Here is a 14,889-nt window from a genome sequence, read left to right as displayed (position 1 = left end):
GGATGGCGCAGCTACTCCGCGCCGAAGATTTCGTCCTGGTCCATGCGCACCGCGCGCAAGGCGCGGGTCCGTCGCCACGCGTCCAGCTGCACCGAGGTGGCGTAGGTGATCAGCAGCGAGCGACGGCGGGCGCCGCTGCGGTTGCGGGTCGCGCCGTGCAGCAGGTTGACGTCGAACAGCAGGATGTCGCCGGCTTCGCCTGTCGTGACGAACGGGGCGGCCTGCGCATCATCCGTGTCGCGGCGATGCGTGCCCGGCGCCACCTGCGTCGCGCCGTTGTCGGGGCCGAACGGATCGAGGAAGGCGAGCGCCGAGACGGCGTCGGTACGGAACCGGTCGACGCCGTCGCGATGCAACGGCTGCTGGCCGCCATCGGCGAGCGGCTCGCGGCCCTCGACTTGGCCGAGGAAGAACGGCGCCTTGAGAATGTGAGACACGGCCGCGAGCATCACCGGCAGCCGGCAGGCGCGCTGCACCCTGGCATCGAGATCGACCATCGCGTGGCGCCAGTCGCGGCCGCGCGGCACCGGCCATTGCTCGGATGGCAGCGTGCCCGCCTCGAACGCATCGCGCAGCGGCGGGAGCCAGTCCGCCGGAATCGCGCCGCGCAGCAGCAGATAACCGTCCGCATCGAGGCGGCGCGCATCCGCGTCCGGAAGCTGGCCGACACCGACGCGCGTGAAGGCTGCGGTCATGGTGAGCTCGCACATTGAAAGGTCGTGGTTCGCCGCGTCATGGTCGACGATCCGGCGCGTCTGGGCAAGCGGCTCGCTTGCGCCCGTGCAGCCCGGTGGGGCTTCGCGCCGTCGCATTCATCCGAGGGCTATTCGTCGCCACAGGAAGACGCTGAGACGATGGGCCGCAGCGCGGAACGGGCGGCTCGTAGCCGCAGTTCACCGTTCGTTAACCCCCTCGACCTACGTCTCGTTAGCAACACTCTGCAACGATCCGACACACGGGGTAAACGAGCAGTCGAGCTCCTTGGAAGCACACATGGTCGCCATCCAAAGCACCAACCAGATCTCGCCCGCCAACGAGCGGGTCTATCGCCAGAGCAACCTGCTGGGCGAGTGGAAGGGCAGTTGGACGGCCAACGGCCAGGCCGTGAGCTTCAAGGTCGTCAACATCAGAGGCGCCGCCGCCACGGTGGAATACACCCATAACGGCCGCACCGAACGCGGCATCGGCCAGGTCAACGGCTCGACCATCGACTTCGGCGCGGTCACGCTCGGCACCAAGAACGGCAAGAACGCGGTGCTGCTGTTTTCGGCCGGCGGCGGCAAGGCCACCGCGATGCTGGAGAAGCAGGCGCCTCCCGCCGACGAGAGCAATCTGGTCGGCAGCTGGGCCGGCTATAACGGCGAAAACGGCCAGAGCGCGAGCTTTCGCGTGCTGTCCGTCAGCGGCAAGGAGGCCCAGGTCAGCGTCACGACCAACGGCGTCACGCGCCAGGGCACGGGGATCGTCTACAACAACGTCATCATGTTCGGTCAGTCGCAGATCTCGACGACCGACGGCAAGAGCGGCAAGGTCATCTTCCAGGTCGGCAACAAGTCCTATCTTGTGCCAGTGGACAAGCTGCCCAAGACTGCTTGAGCTCGGCCTGAGCCCAGGCGTCCAGAGCTCAGACGCCCGCCATCATCACGTATTTGATCTCGAGGTATTCCTCGATGCCGTGATGCGAGCCCTCGCGGCCCAAGCCGCTCTCCTTGACGCCGCCGAACGGCGCGACCTCGGTGGTGATCAGACCGGTGTTGACGCCGACCATGCCTGATTCCAGCGCCTCCGCGACGCGCCAGACCCGGCCGAGATCGCGGGCATAGAAGTAGGACGCGAGACCGAACGGCGAGGCGTTGCACATCGCAATGACGTCGGCCTCGTCCTTGAAACGGATGACGGGGGCGAGCGGGCCGAACGTCTCCTCCTGCGCGACCAGCGCGTCGGCCTTGACGTCCCGAAGGACGGTCGGCTCGAAGAAGGTGCGGCCGAGCGCATGGCGCTTGCCGCCGGTCACGACCTTCGCCCCGCCCTTGACCGCGTCGGCGATGTGGCGTTCGACCTTCTCAACCGCCTCTTCGTTGATCAGCGGCCCCTGGGTCACGCCGGCCTCGGTGCCCTCGCCGATCTTCATCGCCGCGACCTTGGCGGCGAGCTTCGCGACGAAGGCGTCGTAGATGCCGTCCTGCGCATAGAGGCGATTGGCGCAGACGCAGGTCTGGCCCATGTTGCGATATTTCGAGACCATGGCGCCTTCGACAGCCGCATCGACATCGGCATCGTCGAACACCACGAACGGCGCGTTGCCGCCGAGCTCGAGCCCGAGCTTCTTCACCGTGCCGGCCGACTGGCGATAGAGAATCTTGCCGACCTCGGTCGAGCCGGTGAAGCCTATGAAGCGCACCGACGGATGCTCGCACAGCACCTTGCCGATGTCAGGCGCGTCGCCGGTGACGATGTTGAGCGCGCCCGCCGGAATCCCGGCGCGTTCGGCCAGCACGGCGAGCGCCAGCGCCGACAGCGGCGTCTCGTTGGCCGGCTTCAGCACCACGGTGCAGCCGGCGGCGAGCGCAGGCGACACCTTGCGGGTGATCATCGAGTTCGGGAAATTCCATGGCGTGATGGCGCCGCAGACGCCGATCGGCTGCTTCAGCGCCAACAGGCGCGCATCCGGCTTCTGGGTCGGGATGGTCTCGCCATAGACGCGACGCGCCTCCTCGGCGAAGAACTCGATATAGGCGGCGCCGATATCGACCTCACCGAGCGCCTCCGTCAGCGGCTTGCCCTGCTCGGAGGTGAGGATCAGCGCGAGGTCCTCGCGGTTGGCCGTGATCAGCTCGAACCATTTGCGCAAGGTATTGGAGCGCTGCTTGGCGGTCAGCCGGGCCCAGGACGGGAACGCGCGCGCGGCGGCCTCGACGGCTTGCGTGGTCTCCGCCGCACCGAGTTGCGCGACCTTGGCGAGCTCGGCGCCGGTGGCCGGATTGTTGACCGGGAGCACCGGCGTACCGACCCACGCACCATCGATGTAGCACTGCTCGCGCAGCAGCGACGGATCCTTCAGGCGGTCACGCAGGCTCGGGGCGGCAGTGGAGGCACGGGCGGCGGCGGGCGGTGTCATCGGGCTACTCCTCGAAAGCGAGCGATCGTCTCCGAATATAGCCACGCCCCGGCGGCGGCGCACGGCGCGTGCGCCTCCTCAACGGTACATTCGATCCGGCGATCCGTGCCTGTACGGCACCAAATGCTGAATGCTGACGAGCCGACCCGGGATCAGGCCGCGCCGCTCATATAGGTCTCGCGCCGGCCGATCATGCGCTCCGCCGCCGCCTTGGCGTCGGCCTTGGTCGAGGTCGCGCAGGTGCGGTATTCCAGGTCCGGCAAGGCGGCGGGATCACGGCGGCCGAACCATGATTTCTGCCCCACGGGCAGCAGCGCCAGGGCCTGCGCCACATTGTCGACCGCGCCGAACGCATACAGCGCTCCGGTCGCCGCAATGCGCACTTCGTAGATGCCGGGCGTGATCGGCGCCTCGATATTGTCGCCGCGCCCCGGGCGGGGATACCGCTTCCACTCGCTCCACGTTGAAATCATATCGCCCCCAACGGCGGACATTGCCGCCAAAGCCATGCCATCGGCTCGAAAAAGCCGGTTCTTCAACCCTTTAATGCAAAAATGGTTGCAACTCACAACAGTCGCAAGCCCGTGGTGGGAACATGGCCCCCATGTGTCGGACTCGCGACTGAGTGGAACTAATCATGATTCTGGCGAGAAATTGAAGCGCTGTGGCCTCCGCGGCGCTGTTGTCCCCGCCTGCTTCGTTCGCGCCGCATCATCACGAGATCGCGACCGGCCGTGAGACCGGCGGTCCTTGCTGCCCAGGCCGGCCCGAGAAACAATCGCCTACCGTCATCAAGAACGGAACGGAGGAGACCATGCAGAACAAGACCGACATCGACGGCGTGCTGCGGCAGAAGGCGGAGGCGGGAGAGATTCCCGGCGTCGTCGCCTTTGCCGCTGACAGCAACGGCATCATCTATGAAGGCGCCTTCGGCAAGCGCGACCTCGGCCGCGACGACCCGATGACCACCGACAGCGTGTTCTGGATCGCCTCGATGACCAAGGCCATCACCTGCGCGGCCGGGATGCAGCTGGTCGAGCAGGGCCGGTTGTCGCTGGATGCGCCGATCGGCACGGTGCTGCCGGACCTCGCCGCGCCCAAGGTGCTCGACGGTTTCGACGCCAATGGCGAGCCGATCCTGCGGCCGGCGAAGACCGCGATCACGCTGCGCCATCTGATGACCCACACCGCCGGCTTCTGCTACGACATGTGGAACGGCGATATGGCCACCTATGTGCAGAAGGCCGGAACGCCCGGCATCATCACCTGCAAGAACGACGCTCTCAAATTGCCGCTCGCCTCCGATCCGGGCACGCGCTGGGAATACGGCATCAACATCGATTTCGTCGGCAAGGCGGTCGAGGCCGCCAGCGGCCAGAAGCTCGACGCGTACTTGCGCGACCATCTGTTCGCGCCGCTCGGCATGGACGATACCGGCTTCAAGCTCGGTCCGTCGCAGCGCGCACGTCTGGTCGGCATGCATGCCCGCGGCGAGGACGGCAGCCTGGCGCCGATCCCGTTCGAGCTCGAGCAGGAGCCGGAATTCCACATGGGCGGCGGCGGGCTCTACGGCACGGCCGGCGACTACATCCGCTTCACCCGGATGATCCTCAACAATGGCCGCGGCAACGGCAACCAGGTGCTCAAGCCCGAGACGGTCGCGGCGATGCGCGACAACCATATCGGCGAGCTCGAGATGACGAAGATGGCCGCGGCGGTGCCCGGCGTGACCAACGACGTCGATCTCTATCCCGACATTGTCAAGAAATGGGGCTTGAGCTTCATGATCACGACGGCGCAGACCCCGGAGGGCCGCAGTGCCGGCAGCCTCGCCTGGGCCGGCCTCGCCAACACCTACTACTGGATTGATCCTGCGCGCGACGTCACCGGCGTGATCCTGATGCAGCTCCTGCCGTTCGCCGACCGGCTGTGCCTGGAGACCTTTGCCGGCTTCGAACGCGGGGTCTATGCCGGGCTCGATGCCGCGGGCGGACAGAAGGCGGCGTGATCAGATTGATAGCTCGGTCCCGCTCCGAGCGGACTCGTTGTTAGTTCGACGTCATGTCCGGGCTCGGCCAGGGCATCCTCGTCTTTCACGACGACAACTCAAGAAGCGTGCATGGCCGGGTCAATCCCGGCCATGACGGTGCAGAGATATCACGGTGCAGAGAGTGGTGTCGGAAGCGCAAGAGAACGGCTGCGTGACCACAGCTTCGACCTACACCTTCAGTCCGTTCTGAGCCGCCAATTCCTTCAGCGACACCTGCGGCCTTGCACCAATGTGCTGGATCACCTCGGCGGCGGCGAGGCCGCCGAGGCGGCCGGCCATCTCATAGCCGGTCTTGCGCACCAGCCCGAACAGGAAGCCGGCGGCGAACAGATCGCCCGCGCCGGTAGTATCGACCAGGCTCTCGATCGGATGCGCCGGCACCGAGATCACGCCGTCATTCGACACCACGACGCAGCCTTGTTCGCTGCGGGTGACGATGCCGAGCGTGGCGTCCTCACGCAGCTGCTTCAGCGCGCCGTCGAAATCCGAGGTCTGGTACAGCGAATGCAGCTCGGCCTCGTTGGCGAAGACGAGATCGACGGTGCCGCCGCGCATCAGGTCGAGAAACTCCTCGCGATAGCGATCGACGCAGAACGAATCCGACAAGGTCAGCGCGACCTCGCGTCCGGCGTCATGCGCGATCGCCGCCGCCTTCACGAACGCATCCTTGGCGTCCTTCGGGTCCCACAGATAACCTTCGAGATAGATGATGCGCGCCGCCGCAATCTGCGCGGGATCGATGTCCGCGGCGGTGAGATTTTGCGCGGCGCCGAGATAGGTGTTCATGGTGCGCTCGCCGTCCGGCGTCACCAGGATGTAACAGCAGCCGGTCGCCGGGCCGTCGGCAGCGGGCACGGTATCGAAGGTGACGCCGGCGGCGCGGATATCATGCCGGTACATCCGGCCGATCTGGTCGTCCTTGACCTTGCCCACGTAAGCGGCACGCGCGCCCAGGCTGGCGAGGCCAGCGATGGTGTTGGCCCCCGAACCGCCGGACATCTCGGTGGCCGGACCCATATCGGCATAGATCGCGGCCGCGCGGGCCTCGTCGATCAGCGCCATGCTGCCCTTGGTCATGCCGTGCCGGGTGAGAAAGGCTTCATCGGCATGCACCAGCACGTCGAAGATCGCGTTGCCGATCCCGAGAACATCGTATTTCGCGTCAGTCATCCACTGGCCCCGTTTACGGCGTTTTGCAAACGCTGCGGCCTATCACAAGCGGCGCTGCTATAGAAGCCTGATGATCCGCTCATTCGTGACTGTGTTGTCAGGAACACTGGCCTCGCGCCTGCTCGGCTTCGTCCGGGATGCGCTGATGGCCGCGCTGCTCGGCGCCGGTCCGGTCGCGGACGCATTTCTCGCGGCGTTTCAGCTCGTCAACGTCGTCAGGCGATTGCTGACGGAGGGCGCGCTCAATGCAGCCCTGGTGCCGGCCTGGCTGCGAATATACCAGCAGTCTGGTAGGACACATGCGGCAGCTTTTGCCGGCCGCGTGCTCGGCACCGTCAGCGCCGGCCTGCTCGCCGCCACCTTGGTGCTGGCGCTGCTGATGCCGTTCGTGATGACCGTGCTCGCGCCGGGCTTCGCCGGTGAAGAGACGCTCACCCTGGCCGTCAACGATGCCAGGCTGATGCTGCCCTATCTCGCCTTTGCCGGCCCCTCGACGGTGCTGCTCGCACTGTCCAGCGCGCAACGACGCTTTGCGCTCGCGGCCTTCGCCCCGCTGCTGTTCAACGTGGCATTGATCAGCGTGACCATCGTGCTGCTGATGCAACATCCGGACCCTGGAAGCGCCGCGCTGCTGCTCGCCGCCACGATCGGTGTCGCCGGGCTGCTGCAGCTCGCGATGCTCGCGCGGCGAGGCCGCGACGGCCCCCTCGCCTCGCCGGTGCGCGTCACCTTCCATGGCGAAATGCGCGGCTTCTTCGCCAAGGCGCTGCCCGGCATGGTCGCCAGCGCCGGCCCGCAATTGCTCGCGGTCGGCGGCGCGGTCATCGCCTCCACCTCGCCTTCCGCGGTGTCGTGGCTGTATTTCGCCAACCGCCTGATCGAGCTGCCGCTCGGGCTCGTCGGCGTTGCCATGGGCACGGTGCTGGTGCCGGAGCTGACGCGCGCGCTGCACGAGGGCAACGAGGAGGCTCTGGCGGAGGTGCAATCGCGCGGCCTCGAGCTGACGATCGGGCTCGCGCTGCCTGCGACGCTCGGACTCATGATCCTGAACGAGCCGATCATTCGTTTGCTGTTCGAACATGGCGCATTCAGTTCGGACGATGCCGCCGCGACGGCGCAGGTGCTGACCTGGCTCGCGGCAGCGTTGCCGGCGCAGGTGCTGACCAAGGCGCTGCAGCCCGCCTTCTTCGCGCGCGAGGACACGCGGACGCCGCTGCGCGCGACGTTGATCGGATGCGGTGTCGCGATCGCGCTGGCGTTCCTGCTCGCACAATTGTTTGCGGCAAGTGGCATCGCGGCAGGGCTCGCGCTCGGTGCCTGGGCCAATGCGGCGGTCCTGATCCGGCGTGGCGCCACGCGCTTCGGTTTCGCGCTTCCCCCTGCCTCGCGGCGCCGGCTGCCGCGCATCACGTTGGCTGCGATGGTCATGGGCGCGGTCCTCTGGACCGTCGCCGGACGCTTCGCCGGCACGTGGAGCAGCAGCCATCTCGGCGCGGCCGCCCTGCTCGCCGCCCTGATCAGCGGCGCCATCATCCTCTACGGCGTGCTTCTGTTGTCCCTGGGCGCCGTAAGCTGGCGCGAAACCGTCCGGGCGATCCGGCAAAAGCCCGCCGGCGACTTGCACCTTTGAGGCGCACGTGCCAAACGACCCCAAATCCATTCATCCGGAACAGTGACCATGGCCTTCGTGGAACGGGTTTTCTCGGGCGTCCAGCCGACCGGCAACCTGCATCTCGGCAACTATCTCGGCGCGATCGTCAACTTCGTGAAGATGCAGCAGACCCACAACTGCATCTATTGCGTCGTCGACATGCACGCGATCACCATGCCGATCGATGTCTGGGGCGGCCCCGCCGAACTCGCGCGCAACACCCGCGAGGTCACCGCCGCCTTCATCGCCGCCGGCATCGATCCGAAGAAGCACATCGTTTTCAACCAGAGCCAGGTCTCAGGGCACGCGGAGCTCGCCTGGATCTTCAACTGCGTTGCGCGCATCGGCTGGCTGAACCGCATGACGCAGTTCAAGGAGAAGGCCGGCAAGGACCGTGAGAACGCATCGGTCGGTCTGTACGACTATCCGGTGCTGATGGCCGCCGACATCCTGCTGTACCGCGCCACCCATGTTCCGGTCGGCGAGGACCAGAAGCAGCATCTCGAGCTCTCCCGCGACATCGCGCAGAAGTTCAACAATGACTACGGCGACTCGATCCGCAGCCACGGCTTCGGCGACGGCCTGTTCTTCCCGCTTCCGGAACCCTTCATCACCGGTCCCGCGACGCGCGTGATGTCGCTGCGCGACGGTACCAAGAAGATGTCGAAGTCCGATGCCTCGGACTATTCGCGCATCAACCTGACCGACGATGCCGATACGATCGCGCAGAAGGTCCGCAAGGCCAAGACCGATCCGGAGCCGCTGCCGACCGAGGAAAAGGGGCTGGACGCGCGTCCCGAGGCCGACAACCTCGTCGGCATCTACGCGGCGCTGTCGGACCGCAGCAAGGCCGATGTGCTCAGGGATTTCGGCGGCGGCCAGTTCTCCAGCTTCAAGAACGCGCTGGTCGAGCTGTGCGTCACCAAGCTCGGGCCGATCGCCGCGGAGATGAAGCGCCTGACCGCCGATCCCGGCTACGTCGAGTCCGTGCTGGTCGACGGCGCCGACCGCGCCCAGGCCATCGCCGCGGAGACCATGAAGACGGCCAAGGACATCGTCGGCTTCATCCGCAAGCCCTAAGCAGCACGGCGCGCGCTCCGGAGTCGGCCTTGCGGCCGTAGCCAGGATGAGCGAAGCGACATCCTCGCTACTAGAAGCCGCACCACCGCTGTCGTTGCGGGCGCGATGGAACCCGCAGCCCTCTCCCCAACGGAGATGGGCTGTGGCAGCATCGCGGCCGGATCGACTCGCAGCAGCAGGCGGGAACGCGATGGCGGCGCAGCGGCAGAGCTACCAGACCGGCCATGCGCCGAAATGCCTGGTCGTGGTCGACGACAGCGAGGAGTGGGACCGCGCGGTCCGCTATGCCGGCCGCTGGGCGGTCCGTTCCGGCGGCCGTATCGTCATGCTGCACGTCATCGAAACGGAGGACCAGAACCAGCAATGGCTGGGGGTCGCCGATCTGATGCGGGCCGAGGCGCAGGAGCAGGCGCATGCCGAGCTCGACCAGGCCGCGGCGCTGCTGTCGGCGATCGGCGTGACCGCGCCGGAACGGGTGATCCGCGAGGGTGAGCCGACGGCGCAGATCCTGGAGACGATCGAGCACGACAGCGACATCGCGCTGCTGGTGCTCGCCGCCCATTCCGGCCCCGAGGGCCCCGGCCCGCTGGTCACCCATGTCACCAAGACGAGCGGTGCCTTCCCGATCCCGCTGGTGATCGTGCCGGGCGATCTCGGTGACGCCGATCTCGACGCTCTTTCATAGGCTTAGATCGGAAACGCCGGCCATGCCCCCTTGATCGTGCGCGCGTTCGCGCCATCTGCTATGAGGACACCACAGGCCGGCCTTGAACCGGCGCTGCCGGAGAAAACCATGTTCATCCAGACCGAAGCCACCCCCAATCCCGCCACCTTGAAGTTCATCCCGGGCCGCGTCGTGTTGCCCGCGGGCACGATGGAGTTCGGCAGCCGCGACGCCGCCGCACGCTCCCCGCTGGCCGAGCGCCTGTTCGCCGTCGACGGCGTCAGCGGCGTGTTCTACGGCGCCGATTTCATCACCGTCACCAAGAGCGGCGGTGAGTGGCAGCACCTCAAGCCGGCGATCCTCGGCGCGATCATGGAGCACTACATGTCGGGCGCGCCGCTGCTCGCCGACGGCAGCGCCGCCAATGACGAATCCGCCGACGAGGACGACGAGTTCTACGACGAGGCCGACACCGAGACGGTCGGCATGATCAAGGACCTGATCGAGAGCCGCGTCCGCCCGGCCGTAGCCAATGACGGCGGCGACATCACCTTCCGCGGCTTCAAGGACGGCATCGTCTATCTCAACATGAAGGGCGCCTGCTCGGGCTGCCCGTCATCGACCGCGACCCTGCAGCACGGCATCCAGAACCTGCTGAAGCACTTCGTGCCTGAGGTGGTTGAAGTCCGGCCGATGTAGGAAGGCAATGGCGAATGGGGTTGGCGAACAGATCTGCGCGCTAATCATCATTTGCCTCTGCTCACGCTGCGCTGCCGAGGGTGGCGGCCACGGCCGCCCCCACCGCATGCTCGACGGTATCTCGCTCGTCACCGCGCTCGGCGCGCCGACCGGCTTCGCCGGCGCCGCCCAGACTTGCGCCAATCGGTACTTTCGCCGGACCTGTTCGTCGCCCCCCACTGCGCTCGAACTTGACCGAGCGGAATTGGGCGTTTGAGGCTGGTCCGGATGAGGCGGCGACCCCCATGCCATCGGTGCCGAACCCGAGCACCGGCTTGCGAGCGATTGATCGCCTCGACCCGGCCCCATCGCGCCGGCATCGCCTTTGCCACCGGGATGGCGCGGCGGCCTGAACGTCGAACCGGACGATCAATCCAACAGCCCGGAAAGATTTGCTTGAATGAGCGCCAATTCAGTAGTTTGCGGTCGTGCGCCGTGATGCGTTTTTCCCGATCAGGATGTAAGAAAGCGGCAACCGACTTTATCAAAGCCCCAAAAAGGTATTCGGCGCTCCTTTCAATGTGAATCTGACCGGATGTTGATCCTCGCCATCGATACTGCCCTCGACCATTGCGCGGCTGCCGTTCTGGACACTGATTCGGCCGCGATGCGCGCCGAGGAAACGCTGCCGATGAAGCGCGGCCACGCCGAGGCGCTGATGCCGCTGATCGCGCGCGTGATGCGCCAGTCGGGCGTCGGCTTCCACGAGCTCGACCGCATCGCGGTGACGACGGGTCCTGGTAGTTTCACCGGGCTGCGCGTCGGCCTCTCCGCCGCGCGCGGCATTGCCTTGGCGGCGCACAAGCCGGTCGTCGGCGTGACCACGCTGTCCGCCTACGCGGCGCCGATCGTCAGCGAGGACCGCGCCAACCCGGTGATCTCGGCGATCGATGCCCGGCACGACCATGTCTACTACCAAGTCGTGAGCGGCAGCGGCGAGGAACTGGTCGCGCCCCAGGTCGCTGCGACAGACGACGTCCTGGCGGCCGCGCGGCTCGGCGCCCCGCACCTCGTCGGCAACGCCGCGGCGCTGCTGGCCGAGCGGTGGCCCAAGGACGCAGCCGCGCCAGTTGCGGTCGACTCGCAAGACGGGCCCGACATCGGCTGGGTCGCCTGGCTCGGCGCGGCCGCCGACCCGGCGCACGCGCCGGCGCGGCCGTTCTATCTGCGCGCGCCCGACGTCAAGCCGCCCGCCGGTGCGGCGCGTCAACCGGCGCAGACGGCCGTCTCGTCATGAACATGTTCTTCCGCTGGCTCGGCAGCCCCAAACCGTTGATCGAAGCGGCCGCGCCGCGCGACGCCGCCCGGCTCGCCCTGATCCACGCCGCCTCGTTTCACCGCGGCTGGGGCGAAGGCGAGTTCGAGGCGATGCTGGCCGAGCGCAACACCATGATCCATCGGCTGCGGCTCGGGCGGAAGCTCATCGGCTTCATCGTCTCGCGAATCGGCGCGGACGAAGCGGAAATATTGTCAGTTGCACTTGACCCAAATCAGCGCGGCCGCGGATTTTCTCGTGATCTGTTGCTGCAGCATCTCGGGCACCTCGCGGGGCGCGGGGTCCGGACGGTCTTTCTCGAAGTGGAGGAAAACAACCAGCCGGCCCGCCGACTCTATGAACGCGCCGGATTTGCGACCGTGGGCCGTCGGGAACGCTATTACCTTCAGCCCGGCGGGGAACAGTTGAATGCGCTTCTGATGCGCCGGGACTTGTCGTAACCTGCGCTTGGTGGCAGAAAGCGCATCCTTGAGGCGAGACACGATGACCTCCTTGAAAACCACGCCAGCGCTCAATTCCACCGGAATCGAGGCCCGCTGTGCCGCCACCGGCATGCGCATGACCGAGCAGCGCCGGGTCATTGCCCGCGTGCTCGCGGAAGCCTGCGACCATCCCGACGTCGAGGAGTTGTACCGGCGCTGCGTCGCCGTCGACGACAAGATCTCGATCTCCACGGTCTATCGCACCGTGAAGCTGTTCGAGGATGCCGGCATCATCGAACGCCATGATTTCCGCGAGGGCCGCGCCCGCTACGAGCAGATGCGCGACAGCCATCATGATCATCTGATCAATCTGCGCGACGGCAAGGTGATCGAGTTCACCTCCGAGGAGATCGAGAAGCTGCAGGCCGAGATCGCCCGCAAGCTCGGCTACAAGCTGGTCGATCACCGGCTGGAGCTGTATTGCGTGCCGCTCGACGAAGAGACGAATGGCTGACGCGGCGCCGGCTTCGAACCTCGATCTCGTCATTTTCGATTGCGATGGCGTGCTGGTCGACAGCGAGGTGATCTCCTGTCAGACGCACGCCGACGTGCTCAGCCTGTGCGGCTATCCGATCACGACCGAGCAGGTGTTCGCGCGGTTCCTGGGCCGCTCCCTGAAACAGGCGAAGCTCGAGGTCGAGGCCGAGCTCGGTCGTTCCCTGCCCGACGATTTCAACCCGAAACTGCAGGATCGCCTGTTCCGCGCCTTCGAGCAGGACCTCGCGGCCATCGACGGGATCGCGGAGGCGCTCGACGCCATCGACGCGCCGGTGTGCGTCGCCTCCTCCGGCTCGCATCAGCGCATGCGCGTCAGCCTTGGCGCCACCCGGCTCTACGATCGCCTCGCCCCGCACATCTTCTCATCCTCCCAAGTCGAGAACGGCAAGCCCGCGCCCGATCTGTTCCTGTTCGCGGCAGCGCAGATGAAGGCGCGTCCCGCGGCCTGCGTGGTGGTCGAGGACAGCACGGCCGGTATCCGGGGCGGTGTCGCGGCCGGCATGACAGTGCTCGGGTTTCACGGCGGCAGCCACTGCCGGCCCGGGCACGCCGACGACCTGCGAGCGGCCGGCGCCACCGTGGTTTTCGACGACATGCGGCAGTTGCCGGCGATTCTGAGCCGGCTGGCCGAGAAAAAGCCCGCGATCGCTGGATTTTCGGCCCCCTAGCCTATATCTGAGCGCGGCGCCGAATTGGGCGCGCCTCCGACTGCATGCAAGGGTTCATGACGCCGCCGCGCAAGCTGCACATCAAGTCCTATGGCTGCCAGATGAATGTCTACGATGCCCAGCGCATGGTGGACACGCTGGGGCCTGAGGGCTTCGTCGAGACCGCCGAGGCCGGCGACGCCGATCTCGTGATCCTCAACACCTGCCACATCCGCGAAAAGGCCTCCGAGAAGGTCTATTCGGAGCTCGGGCGGCTGCGGGTCGCGAAGGAGGACGCCGCGCGGGCCGGCCGGACGATGCAGATCGCCGTGGCCGGCTGCGTGGCGCAAGCGGAAGGCGAGGAGATCATCGCCCGCGCCCCCACCGTCGACGTCGTGGTCGGCCCGCAGAGCTACCACCATCTGCCGCAGCTCCTGGCCCAGGCCCGCCGCGGCGAGCGGGCGATCGAGACCGAATTCCCGGCCCAGGACAAGTTCGGCTTCCTGGCGAAGCCCAGCCGCGAGGCGATCCGCGCCCGCGGCGTCTCGGCCTTCGTGACCGTGCAGGAAGGCTGCGACAAGTTCTGCACCTTCTGCGTGGTGCCGTATACGCGCGGCAGCGAGATGTCGCGTGCGGTGACACGCATCGTCGACGACGTGACGCAGCTCGTCGACAATGGCGTTCGCGAGATCACCCTGATCGGCCAGAACGTCAACGCCTATCACGGCGAAGGCCCTGACGGCCGGCCCTGGACGCTGGGGCGGCTGCTCCATGGGATCGCCGAGATTCCGGGCGTGGCGCGGATCCGCTACTCGACCAGCCATCCCAACGACGTCGACGACAGCCTGATCGCGGCGCATCGCGATCTCGAAGCGGTGATGCCGTTCGTGCATCTGCCGGTTCAGTCGGGATCTGACCGCATCCTGAACGCCATGAACCGCAAACACACGGCGACTGACTATCGCAAAGTCGTCGACCGTTTTCGCGCCGCCCGTCACGACATTGCATTCTCTTCGGATTTCATCGTCGGGTTCCCGGGCGAGACCGAGGAAGATTTTCGCGCCACCCTCGCCCTGATCGACCAAATCGGCTACGCTGCGGCGTATTCGTTCAAGTATTCGCCGCGCCCGGGAACTCCGGCAGCGGACATGCCGGAGATGGTGTCAGCGACCGAGATGGACGAGCGATTGGAGCGCCTCCAGAGCTTGATCGACAGCCAGCAAGCAGCCTTCAACAAGGCCGCGATCGGCCAGGTCGTCGACGTGTTGTTCGAGCGGCCAGCGCGCAAGCCCGGGCAACTGGTCGGACGGACCGCGTATCTGCAACCGGCCCACGTCATGGCGTCCGACGACATCATCGGCCAGGTTCTGCCGGTGCGGATCGACAGTCTCGAACGCTACAGCCTGCTCGGCGAGCTCGTCACGGCCGCGCCGGCAGTGATCTCCCCCACGCCCCTCGTGTCCATCGGAGGCTGAGCACTTGCCCAAGAGCGCATCGGATCCGTCTTCCCTCGCT

The 14,889-nt window shown here is 66.7% G+C and carries 15 protein-coding genes; 11 read left to right on the top strand and 4 right to left on the bottom strand.

Annotated elements, in window-relative coordinates:
• Window positions 1-11 precede the first annotated feature (11 nt).
• A complete protein-coding gene (locus ACQR13_RS03065) occupies window positions 12-695 on the bottom strand; it encodes a phytanoyl-CoA dioxygenase family protein (protein WP_315751796.1) in 684 nt (227 codons plus the stop codon).
• Window positions 696-993: 298 nt separating this feature from the next.
• On the opposite strand from ACQR13_RS03065, the gene ACQR13_RS03060 reads away from it, so the two are divergent.
• Window positions 994-1,596, top strand: coding sequence for a hypothetical protein (locus ACQR13_RS03060; RefSeq protein ID WP_315751795.1), 603 nt, complete (start codon window positions 994-996; stop codon window positions 1,594-1,596).
• Window positions 1,597-1,624: 28 nt separating this feature from the next.
• On the opposite strand, the gene ACQR13_RS03055 is transcribed toward ACQR13_RS03060, so the two are convergent.
• Window positions 1,625-3,118, bottom strand: coding sequence for an NAD-dependent succinate-semialdehyde dehydrogenase (locus ACQR13_RS03055; RefSeq protein ID WP_316202455.1), 1,494 nt, complete (start codon window positions 3,116-3,118; stop codon window positions 1,625-1,627).
• Window positions 3,119-3,270: 152 nt separating this feature from the next.
• Entirely contained in the window at window positions 3,271-3,591 is a 321-nt protein-coding gene (locus ACQR13_RS03050; protein WP_011942561.1) for a hypothetical protein, read from the bottom strand.
• 341 nt (window positions 3,592-3,932) lie between these two features.
• Here ACQR13_RS03050 and ACQR13_RS03045 point away from each other — a divergent pair, with 341 nt between their 5' ends.
• Entirely contained in the window at window positions 3,933-5,126 is a 1,194-nt protein-coding gene (locus tag ACQR13_RS03045) for a serine hydrolase domain-containing protein (protein WP_315751793.1), read from the top strand.
• Between the two features lie 210 nt (window positions 5,127-5,336).
• On the opposite strand, the gene ACQR13_RS03040 is transcribed toward ACQR13_RS03045, so the two are convergent.
• Window positions 5,337-6,338, bottom strand: a complete 1,002-nt coding sequence (locus ACQR13_RS03040; protein ID WP_315751792.1) for an adenosine kinase — start codon at window positions 6,336-6,338, stop codon at window positions 5,337-5,339.
• Between the two features lie 70 nt (window positions 6,339-6,408).
• Here ACQR13_RS03040 and murJ point away from each other — a divergent pair, with 70 nt between their 5' ends.
• From murJ to miaB, 9 genes are all read left to right on the top strand, one after another.
• Window positions 6,409-7,968, top strand: coding sequence for a murein biosynthesis integral membrane protein MurJ (gene murJ, locus ACQR13_RS03035; protein ID WP_315716943.1), 1,560 nt, complete (start codon window positions 6,409-6,411; stop codon window positions 7,966-7,968).
• A 48-nt stretch (window positions 7,969-8,016) separates the two neighbouring features.
• Entirely contained in the window at window positions 8,017-9,069 is a 1,053-nt protein-coding gene (gene trpS, locus ACQR13_RS03030; protein ID WP_315716942.1) for a tryptophan--tRNA ligase, read from the top strand.
• A 190-nt stretch (window positions 9,070-9,259) separates the two neighbouring features.
• A complete protein-coding gene (locus tag ACQR13_RS03025) occupies window positions 9,260-9,754 on the top strand; it encodes a universal stress protein (RefSeq protein WP_315716941.1) in 495 nt (164 codons plus the stop codon).
• A gap of 108 nt (window positions 9,755-9,862) precedes the next feature.
• The gene (locus ACQR13_RS03020) at window positions 9,863-10,432 is read left to right on the top strand and encodes a NifU family protein (RefSeq protein ID WP_434841473.1); all 570 of its coding nucleotides are present in this window, start codon (window positions 9,863-9,865) and stop codon (window positions 10,430-10,432) included.
• A 574-nt stretch (window positions 10,433-11,006) separates the two neighbouring features.
• Entirely contained in the window at window positions 11,007-11,708 is a 702-nt protein-coding gene (gene tsaB / locus ACQR13_RS03015) for a tRNA (adenosine(37)-N6)-threonylcarbamoyltransferase complex dimerization subunit type 1 TsaB (RefSeq protein ID WP_315716939.1), read from the top strand.
• Window positions 11,705-12,187 (top strand): ribosomal protein S18-alanine N-acetyltransferase, encoded by a 483-nt coding sequence (gene rimI / locus ACQR13_RS03010; protein WP_316202458.1) that lies wholly within the window; start codon window positions 11,705-11,707, stop codon window positions 12,185-12,187. The genes tsaB and rimI overlap by 4 nt, the downstream gene beginning before the upstream one ends.
• Before the next feature lie 43 nt (window positions 12,188-12,230).
• Window positions 12,231-12,683, top strand: a complete 453-nt coding sequence (locus tag ACQR13_RS03005; protein ID WP_315716937.1) for a Fur family transcriptional regulator — start codon at window positions 12,231-12,233, stop codon at window positions 12,681-12,683.
• A complete protein-coding gene (locus ACQR13_RS03000; protein ID WP_434841474.1) occupies window positions 12,676-13,395 on the top strand; it encodes an HAD family hydrolase in 720 nt (239 codons plus the stop codon). The genes ACQR13_RS03005 and ACQR13_RS03000 overlap by 8 nt, the downstream gene beginning before the upstream one ends.
• 56 nt (window positions 13,396-13,451) lie before the next feature.
• Entirely contained in the window at window positions 13,452-14,849 is a 1,398-nt protein-coding gene (gene miaB / locus ACQR13_RS02995; RefSeq protein WP_315751787.1) for a tRNA (N6-isopentenyl adenosine(37)-C2)-methylthiotransferase MiaB, read from the top strand.
• Window positions 14,850-14,889 lie beyond the last annotated feature (40 nt).

This window comes from Bradyrhizobium sp. HKCCYLRH3059 (assembly GCF_051168035.1).
GTDB lineage: Bacteria > Pseudomonadota > Alphaproteobacteria > Rhizobiales > Xanthobacteraceae > Bradyrhizobium.
The sequence above is the reverse complement of the archived record's forward strand: the minus strand, read 5'-3'. Positions and strand labels throughout refer to the sequence as shown.